The organism is Microbacterium gallinarum (genome assembly GCF_014837165.1).
Classification (GTDB): domain Bacteria; phylum Actinomycetota; class Actinomycetes; order Actinomycetales; family Microbacteriaceae; genus Microbacterium; species Microbacterium gallinarum.
On record NZ_JACSPM010000002.1, the window covers coordinates 74,990 to 92,692 of the forward strand.

19 protein-coding genes and 1 tRNA gene are annotated in these 17,703 nt (G+C 70.2%); 12 read left to right on the plus strand and 8 right to left on the minus strand.

All coding sequences use genetic code 11. The features are described 5' to 3' along the window. Positions 1-44: 44 nt before the first annotated feature. The 8 genes from H9622_RS07210 to H9622_RS07245 all read left to right on the plus strand — a co-directional run bounded on the left by H9622_RS07210 (position 45) and on the right by H9622_RS07245 (position 9,252). Positions 45-743 (plus strand): winged helix-turn-helix domain-containing protein, encoded by a 699-nt coding sequence (locus H9622_RS07210; RefSeq protein ID WP_191765732.1) that lies wholly within the window; start codon positions 45-47, stop codon positions 741-743. 45 nt (positions 744-788) lie between these two features. Next, complete coding sequence (locus tag H9622_RS07215) at positions 789-2,951, plus strand: RNA degradosome polyphosphate kinase (RefSeq protein ID WP_191765733.1); 2,163 nt, start codon at positions 789-791, stop codon at positions 2,949-2,951. Continuing rightward, entirely contained in the window at positions 2,948-3,886 is a 939-nt protein-coding gene (locus H9622_RS07220; protein WP_191765734.1) for an NUDIX hydrolase, read from the plus strand. The genes H9622_RS07215 and H9622_RS07220 overlap by 4 nt, the downstream gene beginning before the upstream one ends. Positions 3,887-4,053: 167 nt before the next feature. Next, positions 4,054-5,166: a phosphate ABC transporter substrate-binding protein PstS gene (gene pstS / locus H9622_RS07225; protein WP_191765735.1), complete on the plus strand. Its 1,113-nt coding sequence runs from the start codon at positions 4,054-4,056 to the stop codon at positions 5,164-5,166. Between the two features lie 73 nt (positions 5,167-5,239). Beyond that, positions 5,240-6,184 carry a phosphate ABC transporter permease subunit PstC gene (gene pstC, locus H9622_RS07230; RefSeq protein ID WP_191765736.1) on the plus strand — a complete coding sequence of 315 codons (945 nt, stop codon included), beginning with the start codon at positions 5,240-5,242 and terminating at the stop codon, positions 6,182-6,184. A gap of 1 nt (position 6,185) precedes the next feature. After that, positions 6,186-7,295: a phosphate ABC transporter permease PstA gene (gene pstA, locus H9622_RS07235; RefSeq protein WP_191765737.1), complete on the plus strand. Its 1,110-nt coding sequence runs from the start codon at positions 6,186-6,188 to the stop codon at positions 7,293-7,295. A gap of 36 nt (positions 7,296-7,331) precedes the next feature. Continuing rightward, entirely contained in the window at positions 7,332-8,111 is a 780-nt protein-coding gene (pstB, locus tag H9622_RS07240; protein WP_191765738.1) for a phosphate ABC transporter ATP-binding protein PstB, read from the plus strand. A gap of 313 nt (positions 8,112-8,424) precedes the next feature. Then, the gene (locus H9622_RS07245) at positions 8,425-9,252 is read left to right on the plus strand and encodes a type IV toxin-antitoxin system AbiEi family antitoxin domain-containing protein (protein WP_191765739.1); all 828 of its coding nucleotides are present in this window, start codon (positions 8,425-8,427) and stop codon (positions 9,250-9,252) included. A 174-nt stretch (positions 9,253-9,426) separates the two neighbouring features. Here H9622_RS07245 and H9622_RS07250 read toward each other — a convergent pair whose 3' ends face one another. Then, positions 9,427-9,999, minus strand: coding sequence for a TetR/AcrR family transcriptional regulator (locus H9622_RS07250; RefSeq protein WP_225221822.1), 573 nt, complete (start codon positions 9,997-9,999; stop codon positions 9,427-9,429). A gap of 75 nt (positions 10,000-10,074) precedes the next feature. Here H9622_RS07250 and H9622_RS07255 point away from each other — a divergent pair, with 75 nt between their 5' ends. Further along, entirely contained in the window at positions 10,075-10,527 is a 453-nt protein-coding gene (locus tag H9622_RS07255) for a DUF2867 domain-containing protein (RefSeq protein WP_191765741.1), read from the plus strand. Positions 10,528-10,666: 139 nt separating this feature from the next. Here the strand turns inward: H9622_RS07255 and H9622_RS07260 are convergent, their stop codons facing one another. The 7 genes from H9622_RS07260 to sigK form a co-directional block, all read right to left on the minus strand. Next, complete coding sequence (locus H9622_RS07260) at positions 10,667-11,554, minus strand: aminodeoxychorismate lyase (protein WP_191765742.1); 888 nt, start codon at positions 11,552-11,554, stop codon at positions 10,667-10,669. Between the two features lie 174 nt (positions 11,555-11,728). Continuing rightward, on the minus strand, positions 11,729-12,367 hold the full coding sequence (locus tag H9622_RS07265; RefSeq protein WP_191765743.1) for a DNA-directed RNA polymerase subunit beta: 639 nt from the start codon (positions 12,365-12,367) through the stop codon (positions 11,729-11,731). Positions 12,368-12,384: 17 nt separating this feature from the next. After that, entirely contained in the window at positions 12,385-12,612 is a 228-nt protein-coding gene (locus H9622_RS07270; RefSeq protein ID WP_191765744.1) for a hypothetical protein, read from the minus strand. Positions 12,613-12,626: 14 nt separating this feature from the next. Beyond that, positions 12,627-13,034, minus strand: coding sequence for a VOC family protein (locus H9622_RS07275; RefSeq protein WP_191765745.1), 408 nt, complete (start codon positions 13,032-13,034; stop codon positions 12,627-12,629). 78 nt (positions 13,035-13,112) lie between these two features. Next, the gene (locus H9622_RS07280; protein ID WP_191766118.1) at positions 13,113-13,460 is read right to left on the minus strand and encodes a helix-turn-helix transcriptional regulator; all 348 of its coding nucleotides are present in this window, start codon (positions 13,458-13,460) and stop codon (positions 13,113-13,115) included. Between the two features lie 73 nt (positions 13,461-13,533). Then, entirely contained in the window at positions 13,534-14,406 is an 873-nt protein-coding gene (locus H9622_RS07285; protein WP_191766119.1) for an anti-sigma factor, read from the minus strand. Then, complete coding sequence (gene sigK, locus H9622_RS07290) at positions 14,406-15,008, minus strand: ECF RNA polymerase sigma factor SigK (RefSeq protein ID WP_191765746.1); 603 nt, start codon at positions 15,006-15,008, stop codon at positions 14,406-14,408. Before sigK ends, H9622_RS07285 begins: the two co-directional genes overlap by 1 nt. Positions 15,009-15,267: 259 nt before the next feature. Between sigK and H9622_RS07295 the strand changes: the two genes are divergently transcribed. The 3 genes from H9622_RS07295 to H9622_RS07305 all read left to right on the plus strand — a co-directional run bounded on the left by H9622_RS07295 (position 15,268) and on the right by H9622_RS07305 (position 17,689). Next, a complete protein-coding gene (locus H9622_RS07295; protein ID WP_191765747.1) occupies positions 15,268-15,933 on the plus strand; it encodes a fasciclin domain-containing protein in 666 nt (221 codons plus the stop codon). Between the two features lie 194 nt (positions 15,934-16,127). Further along, the gene (locus tag H9622_RS07300; protein WP_191765748.1) at positions 16,128-17,567 is read left to right on the plus strand and encodes a serine/threonine-protein kinase; all 1,440 of its coding nucleotides are present in this window, start codon (positions 16,128-16,130) and stop codon (positions 17,565-17,567) included. A gap of 49 nt (positions 17,568-17,616) precedes the next feature. Next, positions 17,617-17,689, plus strand: a tRNA-Lys gene (locus H9622_RS07305). Positions 17,690-17,703: the final 14 nt, after the last annotated feature.

The window sequence follows — 17,703 nt, forward strand, 5'->3', positions numbered from 1 at the left end:
CTGGGGGTGCACGGCGCACCCCCGCGCGCTGGAAAGGCGATGCTTTGGCACAGCTGCTGGTTCTGAGCTCCACACACGGAGGCGGTCCTGTCCTGCCGTCGCTCGAACTGCTGAGCCACCGCGTGCGCCAGATCCCCGCCGAGCCGGCCCAGCTGGTCAACGCGCCGAGCGCCGACGTCATCTTCGTCGATGCGCGGGTCGACCTCGTGGGCGCCAAGTCGCTCTGCAAGATCCTGAACACGACAGGACTCGACGCGCCGCTGCTCCTCGTCGTGACCGAGGGCGGGCTCACGGCCGTGTCGACCGACTGGGGCATCGACGACGTCATCCTCGTCACCGCCGGGCCCGCCGAGGTCGATGCGCGCATCCGCCTCGCCATCGGCCGCATGACCAAAGAGCAGGTCTCGACGCGCATCCAGACGTCGGGCATCACGATCGACGAGTCGTCATACTCCGCGAAGATGCACGGCAAGCCGCTCGATCTCACGTACAAGGAGTTCCAGCTCCTCCACTTCTTCGCGACCCATCCGTCGCGCGTCTTCACCCGAGAGCAGCTGCTCAGCGAGGTGTGGGGCTACGACTACTTCGGCGGAACCCGCACCGTCGACGTGCACGTGCGACGCTTGCGCGCCAAGCTCGGCGACCTCGAGCAGCTCATCGGAACGGTGCGCAACGTCGGCTATCGGTTCAACGTCTACGAGGACGACCAGCTGCCGACCGCGCGCGAGCGCACCGACGCCTAGGGAAGCATTCGCACTCTCGTCACGCGTCCCTGCAATGATGAGGGGATGATCGAACACGACGTGCTCGACGCCGGCCTCGGCGACGCCGACGACGACGACTTCGACCTGGACGAAGAACTCGACGCGCAGCTGCCCGAACACCGCTATCTCGACCGCGAGCTCAGTTGGCTCGCGTTCAACCAGCGCGTCCTCGAACTCGCCGAGGACCCGACCCTGCCGGTCCTCGAGCGCGCGAACTACCTCGCGATCTTCGCGAGCAACCTCGACGAGTTCTTCATGGTGCGCGTCGCCGGCCTGAAGCGCCGCATCGTCACCGGGCTCGCCGTGCCGACCAACGTCGGCCGGGCGCCCGCCGAGGTGCTGGCCGACATCTCGCAGGAGGCCCACCGCCTGCAGCTCCGTCATGCCGATGCGTGGACGACGCTCGTCATGCCCGCCCTCGCCGACGCCGGCGTCGAGATGGTGACCTACGACTCGCTCGACGACGAGGACCGCGCCGCGCTGTACGAATACTTCCAGGCGCAGGTCTTCCCGGTCCTGATGCCGCTCGCCGTCGACCCGGCGCACCCGTTCCCCTACATCTCGGGGCTCTCGCTGAACCTCGCGATCCGCATCCGCAACGCCCGCACCGGGCGCCAGGAGTTCGCGCGTCTCAAGGTGCCGCCGATGCTGCCCCGCTTCGTGGAGGTGCCCGCGTCCGGCGGCTCGGTGCGGTACCTGCCTCTCGAGGACCTCATCTCCAACCACCTCGACGACCTCTTCCCCGGCATGGAGGTGCTCGACCACCACGCCTTCCGCCTCACTCGCAACGAGGACGTGGCGATCGAGGAGGACGAGACCGAGAACCTGATCCAGGCGCTCGAGGCCGAACTGCTGCGGCGCCGCTTCGGCCCGCCGATCCGCCTCGAGATCACCGACGACATGGACGAGGTGACGCTCGAACTGCTGATCCGCGAGCTCGACATCACCGAGCAGGAGGTCTACCGGCTGCCCGGTCCGCTCGACCTGCGCGGCCTGTTCGATCTGCGCATCGATCGCCCCGATCTGCGGTTCAAGCCCCACCTGCCGACCACCGCCATGGCGTTCCAGCCGGGCGACAACAACGAGCGACCCGACATCTTCGCCTCGATCCGCAAGGGCGACGTGCTCGTGCACCACCCGTACGAGTCGTTCGCCACGAGCGTGCAGGCGTTCCTCGAGCAGGCGGCGAAGGATCCGCACGTGCTCGCCATCAAGCAGACCCTGTATCGCACGTCGGGCGACAGCCCGATCGTCGAGGCGCTGATCGACGCCGCCGAGGCCGGCAAGCAGGTGCTCGCCCTCGTCGAGATCAAGGCGCGGTTCGACGAGGCGAACAACATCCTCTGGGCGCGCAAGCTCGAGAAGGCGGGGGTGCACGTCGTCTACGGCCTCGTGGGCCTGAAGACGCACTGCAAGCTCGCTCTGGTCATCCGCGAAGAGGGCGGCAAGCTGCGCAGCTACAGCCACGTCGGCACGGGCAACTACAACCCGAAGACCAGCCGCATCTACGAGGACTTCGGGCTCTTCACCGCCGACGACCAGGTCGGCCGCGACCTCACCCGCCTGTTCAACGAGCTGAGCGGCTACGCGATCGAGAAGAAGTTCAAGCGCCTGCTGGTCGCGCCGCTCCACCTCCGCAAAGGCCTGCTGCGGCTCATCGACAAGGAGCGGCGCAACGCCCTCGCCGGCAAGCCCGCGAGCGTGCGGATCAAGGTCAACTCGATGGTCGACGAGCAGATCATCGATGCGCTCTACCGGGCGAGCCAGGCCGGCGTGAAGGTCGAGGTGTGGGTGCGCGGCATCTGCTCGCTCAAGCCGGGGGTCCCCGGCATGAGCGAGAACATCACGGTGCGCAGCATCCTGGGCCGCTATCTCGAGCACTCGCGCATCTTCGCGTTCCTCAACGACGGCGACCCGCAGGTGTACATCGGCAGCGCCGACATGATGCACCGCAACCTCGACCGCCGCGTCGAGGCGCTCGTGCGCGTCGTGGCTCCCGGTCACATCAAGGAGCTGTCGGACTTCTTCGACCTCGCGATGAGCGACGGAACGAGCTCGTGGCACCTCGGCCCCGACGGCGAGTGGGTGAGGCACAACACCAACGCGGACGGCAAGCTCCTGGTCGACGTGCAGGACCGCACCATGACGAACGTGCAGCGCCGTCGGCGGGCACGCGCGGTGCGATGACCGAGACCGCCGTGTACGCCGCAGGAGGCGTCGTCTGGCGCGTCGTCGACGCGAAGCTGCGCGTGCTGCTGATCCATCGCACGAAGTACCGCGACGTCACGCTCCCCAAGGGCAAGGTCGACCCCGGCGAGATGCTCGCCGAGACCGCCGCACGCGAGATCTTCGAAGAGACCGGCATCCGCGTCGCGCTCGGGGTGCCCGTGGGCGTCTCACGCTACCGTCTGCCCAGCAAGCGGCAGAAGATCGTGCACTACTGGGCGGCCGAGGCGACGGACGAAGCGATCCGGGCTTCGGCGTTCGTGCCCAACAAGGAGATCGCCGCCCTCGAGTGGGTCACCCCGAAGAAGGCGCTGTCGCGTCTGAGCTACCCGGTCGACGTCGAGATCGTCGAGAACTTCATCAGCCTGATCGACCAGGGCGTGCTGCGCACATTCCCGATCATCGCGCTCCGGCACGCCAAGGCCGTCGGCCGGGAGGATTGGGAGGGTGAGGATGCCGCTCGCCCGCTCTCCTCTCGCGGCCGCACGCAGGCGGACTCGATCGTCGGCCCGCTGCTGGCGTTCGGCGCCCGAAAGCTGATCTCGAGCCCCGCCGTCCGCTGCATGAAGACCGTCGCGCCGCTGTCGGCTGCGCTCGGCCGGAAGATCGACAAGTCGAAGCTCATCAGCCAGGACGCGTGGGAAGAGGGCGCCTCCGACGCACGCACCGTCATCGGCGAGCGCGTGCGCGCGCGCAAGCCCGCGGTGCTGTGCAGCCACGGACCTGTGCTCCCCGAGATCCTCACCGAGATCGCGATGGCGACCGGAACCCTGCGCGGGTCGTACCTCGGCAGCGCTTCGGCGCTCGAGCCGGCGGCGTTCTCGGTCGTGCACCTCTCGGTGGAGAACCCGGGCTCGGGCATCGTCACCATCGAGACGCACACCCCCAAGGTCTGACCTGAGATTCGGGATGCCTCGCGCGCGGCATCCCGTTCACCTTCCGTTCACCCGGCGAGCGCACTCTCTTAAGAGTCCCCGCCTACGTTTCAGGCGAGCCCCGCACCGGGCTCATCACCCGAAGCCCGCACGGGCCTCATTTCCCTGACACGTGAAGGATTCACACAGTGAAGATCTCCCGCATCGCCCAGGTGGGCGCTGTCGCCGCAGTCGCGGCCCTCGCCCTCGCCGGCTGCGCCGCCAACGAGACCGCTCCCGGCGGCTCGACCGATGCCCCCACCGCCTCCGACCTATCCGGCGAGATCGCCGGCGGTGGCGCGTCGTCCCAGGAGGTCGCGGTCGCGGCGTGGACGGCCGGCTTCCAGACCGCCAACCCCGACGTGACGATCACGTACGACCCGGCAGGCTCGGGCGCGGGTCGTGAGTCGTTCCAGGCCGGCGCCTTCCCGTTCGCGGGATCGGACCGTGCCTTCACGCTCGAGGAGCTCGAGGCCGGTCCGTTCGACAGCTGCGTCGACGGCTCGGGCATCATCGAGCTGCCCACCTACATCTCTCCGATCGCCGTCATCTTCAACATCGAGGGCGTCGACTCGCTGAACCTCGACGCCGCGACCATCGCGGGCCTGTTCTCGGGCGCGATCGCCAACTGGAACGACCCGGCGATCGCCGCGCTGAACGAGGGCGTGGAGCTTCCCGACCTCGCCGTGACCCCCGTCCACCGCGCCGACGACTCGGGCACGACCGAGAACTTCACCGACTACCTCTTCCAGGCAGCGCCCGAGGAGTGGACCGCAGAGCCCGACGGCGTGTGGCCGCTCTCCAGCGGCGAGGCCGCACAGGGCACGTCGGGCGTCGTGTCCGCCGTCGCCGGCGGCAACGGCACGGTCGGCTACGCCGATGCGTCGCGCGCCGCCGAGGAGGGCCTGTCGACGGCTGCGGTGAAGGTCGGCGACGAGTTCGTCGCATACTCGCCGGAGGCCGCGGCGGCGATCGTCGACGCGTCGCCGTTCGAGGAGGGCCGCAGTGAGGGAGACCTCGCCATCGCCCTGGACCGCACCTCGGACGCGGCCGGCGTCTACCCGATCGTGCTCGTGAGCTACATGATCGCCTGCCAGGAGTACGCCGACGCAGCCGTGGCGCCGATCGTCAAGGGCTTCCTGGAGTACGTCGCAAGCCCCGAGGGCCAGGACGCCGCGGCCGCCGCCGCGGGCAACGCCCCCATCTCGGACACGCTCCGCGAGAAGGTCACCGCGGCGATCGACTCGATCGTCACGGAGTGACATCTCGAGGCCCGGCCCGGCTCTCACGCCGGGCCGGGTCTCACCTCGAAGACACCCGAACCAGAAGGACACCATGACCACGACGACCTCCCCCGCCATGGGCAAGGTCAGGCAGCGGCCCGGAGACCGCTGGTTCTCGGGCACCGCGCTCGCCGCGGGAAGCATGATCCTCGTGACGCTCGCCGCCGTCGCGATCTTCCTCATCGTCCAGTCCATCCCCGGACTGACAGCGACCGGCGACACCGCCTCCCTGCTGTCCACGAACTTCTGGGATTACGTGTGGCCGCTCGCCTTCGGCACGGTGTGGGCGTCGCTGCTCGCCCTGCTCATGGCCGTGCCGCTGGCCGTCTCGGTGGCCCTCTTCATTTCGCACTACGCGCCTCGCCGCCTCGCGCAGGCGCTCGGCTACGTCGTCGACCTGCTGGCCGCTGTCCCGTCCGTCGTCTTCGGCCTGTGGGGCATCATCGTGCTCGCCCCCGCCGTCCAGCCCGTCTACGCGTGGCTCAACGCCAACATGGGGTGGTTCCCGCTGTTCGGCGGCACCGTGTCGGCCACCGGTCGCACGATCTTCACCGCCGCGATCGTGCTCGCCGTCATGGTGGTTCCGATCATCACCGCCATCTGCCGCGAGATCTTCCTGCAGACCCCGGTGCTTCACGAAGAGGCCGCCCTCGCACTCGGCGCGACGCGCTGGGAGATGGTGCGCATGGCTGTCTTCCCCTTCGGCCGCAGCGGCATCGTCTCGGCATCGATGCTCGGCCTCGGCCGCGCGCTCGGCGAGACGATGGCCGTCGCCATGGTGCTCTCGGCGACCGGAGTGGTCACGTTCCGGCTCTTCACCTCCGAGAACCCCAGCACCATCCCCGCGAACATCGCCCTGACGTTCCCCGAGGCCTACGGCGCGAACATCAACGTGCTCATCGCGACGGGCCTGATCCTCTTCATCGTCACCTTCGCCGTGAACGCGGTCGCACGCTGGATCGTCAGCCGGCGCAAGGAATTCTCGGGAGCCAACTGACATGACCACTGTGACCGCTCCCCCGATGCCGACGCTGCCGCCAGCGCCGGTGCGCGAGCACCAGCGCCTCACCAGCGGCCGGCTTCCGAAGTGGGCCCCGTGGGCGATCCTCGGCGCGAGCGCCCTGATCACGGCGCTGGTCTTCAGCGTCCTCGCGATGGCCAGCGGCTCCGAGTTCAGCATCGCCGGGTGGGCCGTCGTGTCCGCGCTCGTCTACCTCGTGCTCATCACCGCGATCTCGAGCCTCGTCGAGGGGCGCCGCAAGGGCGTCGACCGTCTCGTGACGGGCGTCGTGACGGCGGCGTTCGCCGTCGCCATGGTGCCGCTCGTCTCCGTCGCGTGGACAGTGCTCGTCAACGGCATCGCGGGCCTCAGCGCCGAGTTCTTCTCGAGCTCGATGCGCAACGTCGTCGGCGAGGGCGGAGGCGCCCTGCACGCCATCGTCGGCACGCTGCTGATCACGCTCGCCGCGGCCGTGATCTCGATCCCGATCGGCATCTTCACCGCGATCTACCTCGTCGAGTACGGCGCCGGGAAGCGCCTGGCGCAGGGCATCACGTTCCTCGTCGACGTGATGACCGGCATCCCGTCGATCGTGGCCGGTCTGTTCGCCTACGCCCTGTTCGCCCTGTTCTTCGGGCCCGGCATCCGCATGGGCATCATGGGGTCGATCGCGCTCTCGGTGCTCATGATCCCCGTCGTGGTGCGCTCGAGCGAGGAGATGCTGCGGCTCGTGCCCAACGAGCTGCGCGAGGCGTCCTACGCGCTGGGCGTGCCCAAGTGGCTCACCGTCACCAAGGTCGTCCTCCCGACGTCGATCGCGGGCATCACGACCGGCGTCATGCTGTCGATCTCGCGGGTCATCGGCGAGACCGCCCCGCTGCTGCTGACCGCAGGCGTCGCGTCGTCGATGAACTACAACCTGTTCGAGGGCCGCATGATGACGCTGCCCGTGTTCGCCTACACGCAGTACATGAACGCCGGCATCCCGGTGCAGGCCTACCACGACCGCGCCTGGGCCGCCGCGCTGGTGCTGATCGTCATCGTCATGCTGCTCAACCTGATCGCGCGCCTCGTCGCGAAGGTCTTCTCCCCCAAGCTCGGCCGCTGACCGGCATCCCGAACCCGAATCGAAACCCGAGGAATCGTGTCCAAGAGCATCGAAGTCAACGATCTGAACGTCTACTACGGCGACTTCCTGGCCGTGGAGGGCGTCTCGCTCGACATCGAGCCGCGCAGCGTGACGGCCTTCATCGGCCCGTCCGGCTGCGGCAAGTCGACCTTCCTGCGCACGCTCAACCGCATGCACGAGGTCATCCCGGGCGCGCGAGTCGAGGGCAAGGTGCTGCTCGACGGCGACGACCTGTACGGCGCCAACGTCGACCCGGTGCTCGTCCGGCGGCAGGTCGGCATGGTGTTCCAGCGCCCGAACCCGTTCCCGACGATGTCGATCAAGGAGAACGTGCTGGCGGGCGTGAAGCTCAACAACCGGCGCATGGCCAAGTCCGATGCGGATGCGCTCGTCGAGAAGTCGCTGCGGGGCGCCAACCTGTGGAACGAGGTGAAGGACCGCCTCGACAAGCCGGGATCCGGCCTCTCCGGCGGCCAGCAGCAGCGACTGTGCATCGCCCGCGCGATCGCCGTCTCGCCCGAGGTCATCCTGATGGACGAGCCCTGCTCGGCCCTCGACCCGATCTCGACGTACGCGATCGAGGAGCTCATCGGCGAGCTGAAGAACGAGTACACGGTCGTCATCGTCACACACAACATGCAGCAGGCCTCGCGCGTCAGCGACAAGACCGCGTTCTTCAACATCGCCGGCACCGGCAAGCCCGGCAAGCTCATCGAGTACGACGACACCCGCTCGATCTTCACCACCCCGTCGGTCCAGGCGACCGAAGACTACGTCTCCGGCCGCTTCGGGTAAACCAGGTCTTCGGCCGTCGCAACCTCGGAGATCCCGGCCGACTCGCCGGGCGAGGCATCCCCCACCGGCGTGTCGGGCACGATCTCCGATCTTGCGACCGGCGTAGGCGGACCGGGCGGGCCTTGGTCGCCACCGCCCGGCCTCGGAGATCCCGGCCGACTCGCCGGGCGAGGCATCCCCCCACCGGCGTGTCGGGCACGATCTCCGATCTTGCGACGACGCTCCCTCCTCCCGCGGATGCCGTGGCTGCGGGCTGTCCACGGGCGGTGCCTTCGGCGGCGAGCGGATGCCGCGGCCCGCGCACGCTGGAGCGATGTGCTCCACCACCCAGCAGCCAGTGCGCTCGACGGCCGAGCTGCGCGCGGCGGGGCTCGGTCGCGCGGCGGTCGCGGCGGGTCTCGGTGACGGATCGCTGGTACGGCTGCGGCGCGGCGTCTACGCCTCGGACGGATCGTGCGACGCGATCCGCCGGGCCGCGGAGCACGGCGGATCGCTCGCCTGCGTCAGCGCTGCGCGGCACCTCGGGCTGTGGGTGTGCGGTGAAGCGGACGAGCTGCACGTCTGGCTGCGCGCCCACGGACGCGCCTACACCCACGATGACTGCGTCTGCGTGGGTCACTGGGATGCGGCCGGAGCGAAGGACGCATTCGGCATCCCCTCGGTGCCGCAGGTGCTGCGGCAGATCCTGCTGTGCGTCGGGGTCGAGGACTTCTTCGTGGCGCTCGAGTCCGCCCGTCGGCAGCGACTGATCTCGCAGCGCGGCCTCGCGTGGCTGCGGTCTCACACGAACGCCGCCGGCCGAGACGCGATCGCCTTCTCCCGCTCCGACGCCGACAGCGGCCTCGAGTCGCTCGTGAGATGGCGCCTTCGACCCCACGGCCTCCCGCTCCGCACGCAGGTGCGGCTCACTTCTGTGGGCGTCGTCGACTTCCTGATCGGCGAGCGGCTGATCGTCGAGGTCGACGGCGTCGTCAACCACCACGACCAGCCCCATCGGCACAAAGACCTCGTGCGCGACGCGAACGCCGCGGCGTGGGGGTTCGTCACCCTACGGTTCGACTACGCCATGGTCGTCCACGACTGGGTGACCGTCGAGCTCGCGATCCTTGGCGCCCTCGACCGCGGCCTGCACCTCGCCTGACCCCTTCGCCCACGCCCCCCGCGCCCGCGCCCGCGCCCCGCGTGGCGCCGGCACGCGCGCCGCGGAATCGGAGATCCGGCCGACACACCGGGCCGCGGCATCCCTCCACCGGCGAGTCTGGAACGATCTCCGATGTTGCGACGAAGCGGCGCCGTTGGGAGCGACCCGGCAGGGTCAGGGACGGTCGGGGCGAGTGACGCCTTCGGGGATCATCGCCACGCCGTACAGGGTGTCGACGAGCGTGCGGGGATGCTGCGACGGCAGCCATCCGCTCGCGAGAAGCTGCTGGAAGCCGATGATCGCCGACACGAGCAGCACCGCGCGGCGGTCGGCCTCCTCGGCCGAGACGCCGCACTGCTGCAGGAGGCCGCTGAGGTAGCCGACGCGGCGCTCGGTGACCGCCGACACCGGCTCGCGCACGTGTGCGGCCGCGGCATCGGCGTAGAGGGTGCGCTCGCCGTTGCGCTGCGTCGAGCGGTGCCCGATCATCTCGAACAGCTGCGCCAGCCGCGCTCGGGGATCGGCGATCCGCTCGACCTCGGCGATGAGCTGCTCGGTCTCGAGTTCGCGCCAGCGCTCGAGCACGGCGTCGACGAGAGCCCGCCGGTCGGTGAAGTGCCAGTAGAACGAGCCCTTCGTGGCGCCGAGCGAGCGGGCCACGGGCTCCACGGCGATGGCGGTGATGCCGTCTGTGCTGAAGCGCTCGTAGGCGGCGTCGACCCAGTCGTCGCGCGAAAGCCTTGCCATGTCCGTACCGTACCGTATAGTCTCAGCGGCACCGTCCATACGGCGGCGTATGGGTCGTCTTCTGGGGAGGCACGCATGAGACAGCCGGCATTCTGGTCGCTCGCGCTCGCCGACATCGCCGATCCCGACTACACGCAGGTCTGGGTCGACGTGCTGCCGGCGCATGCGACCGCCGACCCCGCGGCGTGGGCGCGCAACCTCTTCTCACGGGCGGCGCTCCCCCGCTGGATCGCGGGGCCGATCGCGCTGGGCGCCCTGCTGCACCCTCGAGCGCGCGCGTGCGACATGTTCGCCGTGCGTCACGTCGAGGGCGAGGAGGCGCTCGTGAGGGTCGACGCCCGCACGGTCGACCTGCGTGTGGGCGTCGGTGTCGACGAGGAGCGCGCACTCGTGCGCGTGGTGACCGCCATGCGGTTCAAGGGCCGCGGCGCGCGCCTCCGCTCCTTGCCGGTGCGCCTGTCGCTCGCGCTGCTGATGCGGGGCATGATCGCCCGCGCCCGCCGGGAACTGTCGGGCGTGACCCGCTGACCGCGCCGCAGACTCGGCGATCTGGCCGACACACCGGGCCGCGGCATCCCTCCACCGGCGAGTCGGGCACGATCTCCGATGTTGCGACGAGGCAACGCCGATCAGCCGCGCCGCAGATGTTGCGACGAGGCAGCTCTGGTCAGGCGCGCGGGCTCAGCAGGAAGCGGTTGAAGGATGCCGTCAGCTCGTGGTCGACGGGCAGCTCGACGTCGTCGATCGCGACGATCGGCACCGCGAGCCGCACGCTCGACAGCAGCCACGCAGCTTCCGCGGTCGCGAGGCGCTCAGCCCGGATCGTCTCGTACGCCGTCTCGTCGCCGAGGCTGCCGAGATGCTCGAAGAGCCCGAGCTGAGTCGTGCCGTGCAGGATGCCGCCGTTGGGCGCCGGCGTGACGTATCGGCCGTCCTCCTTCAGCACCAGCGTGGCCGTCGGCGCCTCGAGCACGAACCCGTCGGACGAGACGAAGATCGCGTCGTCGGCGCCGCGCTGCTTCGCCTCGCGGATCGCCGCCATGTTGACGGCGTACGACAGGGTCTTCGCCCCGAGCAGCAGCCAGGGCGCCCGCGCAGGGGTGTCGATCGAGTACCCGCGGTCGAGCGTCACGACGCGGATCCCCTGCTCGCGCACCCGCGTGTTGTCGGGGGCGGCGCCGGCCGTGACCCACGCGGTCGGGGTGGGACCGTGCTCGATGCCCCGGCTGAGGATGAGCTTGATCACGCCCTCGCCGCGTGCAGGGCAGTGCTCGGCGGCGGCGAACACCGCCTGCCGCCACTGCTCGCGGTTCGGAACCGGAAGAGCGCACAGCTGCGCCGAGTGGGCGAGACGGTCGAGGTGGGCGATGAGCTCCTGCGGGTGGCGGTCGACGACGCCGATCGACTCGAAGATGCCGTCGCCACGCTGCGTGCTGAGCTCCCCCACGCTGAGCGCAGGGGCCGCCGTGTCGATCACACGGAACGAGTCGGAGAAGTCGGTACGGAGATCATCGGATGCCGCGGGGTCGATCACGAGCGCGAAACTCAAGGCCATGCGTTCGAGCCTAAAGGTGGGAATGCGGGCACGCCCCCCTCGGTTACACTTGATCGGCCGGGCCGCAGTAACCCCGGGCTCCATCTTCTGCCGCTATGAGCGGCCTCGCGCCGAGAGGCGTTCTGCGGCCCGGCACTCTTCTGTCCGAGCACTCCCCGACCATCAGGCCCGCGGTCAGATCAGCGAGTCGCGGCGCCACAGCGCAGCGCACGCCGTGAGGTCGACACCGTAGTCCGACAGCCGCAGCGCGCGCGTCGTGAACGCCGACGCCCGGTCGGGCTCGGTGAGCTCGTAGTCGTCCGCGAGATGGGTCGCCCCCGACGCCTGCACCCGGCAGAACGCCGCCGCGCGGTCGAGGGCCACCGCGAAGTCGCCCTCGAACAGCCCGCGCAGGATCTGGTCGATGAGAGCCACGAGCTCGGCGGGACCGGCCGGCGTGGGTGCCCCGGCGACCACGGCGTCAGCCGAGGCGAGTGCGGCGCGGCCGCGCTCGTACAGCAGCGCCGCGGTGCGCGGGTCGTCGTGGATCATGAGCTGGAGCAGGTACAGCCGCCACAGGGCGCCGGGGAGCGTCTTCGCCGGAGACCGCGACCAGAGCTCCGCGAGGTCGTCGATGCCGTGCTCGTCGGTGAACGCGACCAGCCGGTCGACGACCTGCCCGTCGGGGTCCTCGCGCACCCGTGCGAGGAGCGCATGCGCCGTCGAGTGGGCGACCCGCGAGACCTCGGCGGGGTCTTCGGCGGCGAACAGCCGGTCGAAGAGCTCGGCGGGGCGCCTCACGGGCTTGTGGAAGTCCCTGGACTCGTCGCTCACCCGATCCAGGCTACCGGTCACCCCTCGCCCAGGGCCGGTCGGGCGCCGGCGCCGGCCGCCACGACCGGTCGTGTCGCAAAATCGGAGATCGTGTCCGACACGCCGGGGAGGCGGATGCCGCGCCCCGGCGTGTCGCCGGCATCTCCGCCGTTGCGACTGTCGAACGTCGCCCCCGTGAGCACGGGGGTGAGTCCGATGGCCTCCGAAGCGGCTGCGGCCCGGGCGGCCTCCCATGGCAGGCACACGGCGGGCCGCCTGCTCAGGCCTGGTTGATGCGGATGTGGTTGCCGGCGGGGTCGCGGAACGCGCAGTCGCGCGGACCCCAGTCCTGGGCGATGGGCTCCTGCAGCACCTCGGCGCCCAGGACGCGCAGCCGCTCGAACGTGGCGTCGAGGTCGTCGGTGGTGAAGACGTACGGTCCGGGACCGGAGCCCTTCACGACCAGGCGGAGCAGAGCGTCGGCGTCCTCGGGCGATCGGCCGGCTGCCGGATCCGACAGCACGACGGCGAGACCCGTCTGGCCCGCGAATCCGAAGCTGAGCCAGCGCGTCCCGTCATACGAGACGTCGTTGACGATCTCGAGGCCGAGGCCGTCGCGGTAGAACGGGATCGCGGCCTCGACGTCGTCGACCGTGATCGGGCAGTAGGCGAGTGCAGTGGTGGTCATGGATGCCACGCTAGGCCAGCCCTGGCGGGCGGCGCTTCTCCGATTCTGCTCAGTCCCGCCGCCCGCCGGACACGCCGCTCAGGCGTAGCGCGCCGGGCGGGTGAGGATCTTCGCGACACAGAGGGGCATGGCCTCGGCGGCATCGTGCGACCGCGCGCGGTAGGCGCTCGGCGTCTCGCCGACGATCTCGGTGAACGTCGAGCTGAACGAGCCCAGCGAGGTCGCTCCGACCGCGGTGCAGGCATCCGTCACCGACGTCCCGTTCCGCAGCAGAGCCATCGCCCGCTCGATGCGCCGGGTCATGAGGTACGAGTACGGGGTCTCGCCGTAGGCGGCCTTGAACTCGCGCGAGAAGTGCGCGGGCGACATGAGCGCCTTCGCCGCCATCGTGGGCACGTCGAGCGGCTCGGCGTAGTCGCGGTCCATCAGGTCGCGCGCGCGGCGGAGGTGCGCGAGCGTCTGCGGAGTCTGCGAGGCGGCCACGCCCTCACGCTAGCGCTCAGGCCGTCGGGATGGCCACGATCGGCTCGCTCGAGGGCTCGCCGCTCGGCGACCCACCCTGCGGCTCGACCGTCACGGCGATCGTGTCGCCGGCCTGCATCTCTCCGTCGAGGACCACGGTCGACGGGCCTTCGGCGGGCTCGAACACGCCCGCCGCCACCGGAGTGCCGTCTTCACGCACGAACCACAGCTCGAAGCTCTCGTCCTCGGAGATCTCGGGGAGCCCGTTCGAGACGAGCACGACCTTGCCCACCGACTCCGCCCAGTGCGCGGTCGCGGTGCCGCCGTCGGTCAGCTCGACCGTCGCCGCCTGCGCGTCCGGAGCGGCCTCGATCTCGGCGAGCGCCACGACTTCCGGCGGCCGGTTGACGTACTGGTTGATGGTCACCGCACCGAAGCCGAGCACCACGAGGATCACGAGCGAGGCGGCGAGCGTCAGCAGTCCCCGGGTCCAGTTGCGGCGGGAGATCGCCTGGATCGTCGTGGTCGTCGGGGCAGGTTCGACGAAGGGCGCGTCATCCGTCGGGGCGTCACCGGCCGGCTCATCGCCCGGCAGGGAGGGCACCGGCGGCACGGTGGGCAACGGCGCAACGGAGGCCACCGGCTCGGCGACGGCGGCGGCAGCGGCATCCATCTCCGGCAACTGCGGCATGGTCGCCACCCGCGAGAGCAGCGTGGAGCGCAGTGTCAGCGGCGGCGCGGCATCGGGCACGCTCTCGGCGAGCGCGCCGGCGGTCTCCACGTCGGCGTCGACGAGCCGCACCCACTCGGGGTTCTCGGCGAGAGCCGCCTGGAATACCCGGCGGTCTTCGGGCGACAGCGCGTCGAGGGCGTAGCCTGCCGAGAGTTCGGCGAACTCCTGCTCGTTCATCACGCGGTCACCCCCATCTCTGCTCGCAGTCGGGACAGTCCGTCCCGCATCCTCGTCTTGATCGTTCCCAGCGGCGCTCCCATCAGCGCCGCGATCTCGCTCTGACTGTATCCGCCGTAATAGGCGAGGGTCAGGGCTTCTCGCTGCGCGTCCGGCAGCGTCGAGAGAGCCGTGGCGACCTTCTCTCCCTCGATGCGCAGTTCGGCCTGTTCTGCGACCCCGTCGTGGGCGACGTCGAGGTCGCGCAGCCCGGCCCGCACGTCGCGGTTCGTGCTCGCCTGCGACGACCGCACGCGGTCGACGGCCCGGCGATGCGCGATCGTGAGCACCCAGGATCTGCCCTGCCCTCTGTTCGGAGCGAAGCGCGAGGCGGATTGCCAGACCTCGAGGAAGACCTCCTGCAGCACTTCCTCGCTCTGCGAGCGATCGACGAGCACACGCAGGATGAGTCCGAACGCGCGCGGCGAGAGCATGTCGTAGAGGCGGGCGAACGCGGTCTGGTCTCCGCGCGCGATGCGCTGCAGCAGTTCGCCGACATGGTCGATGGGCTCGGCGCCGTCCTCCGGCACGTCGATCCCGTCGATCACCATGTCCACCAGCATGCCCTACTCCCCTCGTGCACGTCGCAGCCCGCGCGGTGTGGTATCCGCCGTCGTATTCGCAGCGCCGCCGTCTTCGGATGGGTGCGGAGACGGAGAGCGGATGCCGCGGCGCACGGCCGCGGCATCCGCTCTCGGAATTCTTTCCAATCCGATTGGCGACCGGCTTCCGAAGACCCCGTGCAGCCGCTCCTACGGCTCGCTCCCCCACACCGGGGACCTGCAGATCTCGGTCCAGATGGACCTCACAGAGGAGGAAGTCATGTCACGCATCACCCGGAAGCGCGTCTCAGCGGGTCTGGCACTCGCGTTCGCCGCCACCTTCGCACTCTCTGCCTGTTCGATGGGCGGCTCGACCGCAGAGCCCGCCGACGAGCCCTCGACTCCCGCCATGGAGGAGTCCGAGGAGCCCATGGAGGAGATGGACCCGGCCGCGAACCTGGTCGGCCCCGGCTGCGCCGACTACGCGGAGGCGGTGCCGGACGGCGCTGGCTCGGTCGAGGGCATGGCCGCCGACCCCGTGGCCACGGCCGCGTCGAACAACCCGCTCCTGACCACGCTCGTCGCGGCGGTCAGCGGGCAGCTCAACCCCGACGTGAACCTCGTCGACACCCTCAACGGCGACGAGTTCACCGTCTTCGCCCCGGTGGACGAGGCCTTCGCCGCGATCGACCCGGCCACCATCGAGGCCCTCAAGACCGACAGCGAGACGCTCACAGCGATCCTCACCTACCACGTGGTACCCGGACAGGCTGCGCCCGCCGACATCGTCGGCACGCACACGACCGTCCAGGGCGGTGACCTCGAGGTCACCGGAAGCGGCGACGAGCTGATGGTCAACGACGCCAACGTGATCTGCGGCGGCGTGCAGACGGCCAACGCCACCGTGTATCTCATCGACTCGGTCCTGATGCCTCCGACTCAGTGACCGGGCGCCGGTTCGTCCGGCGTTCAGGGGCGGCGAGCCGCCGGTGCATGCGAGGTGCACCGGCGGCTTCGTCGCGCTCCTTGCACCTCGCACCCCGGATCGTCAAGAGGCATGTCGATCCCACGCCTGCAGGCGTAGTTTTGCGGCGAGTGCTGGGGCGCGCCGGAGGGGTGCGGCGCCGGCATGGGAGGACCATGACTGACCTGCGGGAAGCCAGCGACCTCTCGACGGGTTCGATACTCGACGGGCGGTATCGCCTTGAGGCGCGGATCGGCGAGGGCGGGATGGCGCGCGTCTTCCGGGCTGAGGATGCCGCGCTGCGGCGCACGGTCGCGATCAAGGTGCTGCGCGGTCATGTCGACGAAGTCGGCTCGGTCGCGCGGGCGCTGTCGGAGACGACGCTCCTCGCGTCGCTCAGCCATCACTCGCTGGTGACCCTCTTCGACGCCCACGTGTCGGAGGACGACCCGAGCTACCTCGTCATGGAGTACGTCGACGGCATCACGATGCGCGACCTGATCGCGGACGGACCGGTGGATGCCGCGCAGATGGCGTCGATCGCCGTCGACATCGCGGAAGGCCTGCACATCGCGCACTCGGCGGGAGTTGTTCACCGCGACATCAAGCCGTCCAACGTGCTGCTGTGGGAGTCGCCGATGCCCGGACCGCAGTGGCGGGCCAAGCTCGCCGACTTCGGCATCGCGTACCTGCTGGACTCCCCGCGCATGACCAGTCCGGGTATCGCGGTCGGGACCGTCGCGTACATCGCGCCGGAACAGGCCCGGGGTGAGACTCCCGCCCCGCCCGCCGACATCTACGCGTTCGGGATCATGCTGATCGAAGCGCTCACCGGCACCCGGCCGTTCGCCGACGCGGAGGGGATCGGCACCGTCATGGCCCGCCTGGCCTCCCCTCCGACCATCCCCGAGACGCTCCATCCGGCGTGGCAGGGACTGCTGCGCGGAATGACGTCCACGCAGCCGGAAGACCGGCCGACCGCGCTGGAGGTGGCCGTCGCTGCTCGACGGCTCGCCGAGAACGACGATGCGGCGATCCAGCCGGCCGATCAGCCCACGGTGGCCATGACACCGCCGACGGACCGGACGGCGCTCCTCCCCGCGGCGCAGGCCGCGCCAGGGGCGGCCGCGACGATGGCGGTGCCCGCGACGACGGACCCCCTCACGCCACGCGCGACCTCGCCTGTCGCGGCGGCGATGGTCGCCCTCTCGGAGCACCCGAGCGGCCCCCTTCCTCGCGGGCGGTCGGCGGCGAGCCGGGCGCAGCGCGCGCGTCGTCGCCGTGCCGGAGTCGGTGTCGCGATCGCGGTGGTGGCGCTTCTCCTCGCCGTCGCGGTGGGCGCGTGGGTGCTGTCGCTCGCCGGCCCACCGGCACCCGAGCCGACGGCGCCCGCCGTGATCCAGCCCTCCGAGGAGCCGTCGGACGCCCCGGTAGAGGAGCAGGAGCCGGCACCCGTCGACCAGGGCGGGGACGACACCGACAACAGCGGACCGGGCAGCGGTGGTGGCAACGACGGCGGTGGCAACGGAAACAGCGGCCCCGGCAACAACAACGGCGGTGGCAACAGCGGCGGCAACGGCAACAGCGGCCCGGGCAACAACAACGGCAACGGCTGATCCCCGCCGCACCGAGGGGCGCCGTACGGCAAGTAGGCTGGGACGCTGAGGGCCTCTAGCTCAGTCGGTAGAGCATCGGACTTTTAATCCGCGGGTCGTGGGTTCGAGCCCCACGGGGCCCACCGCACGCGCACAT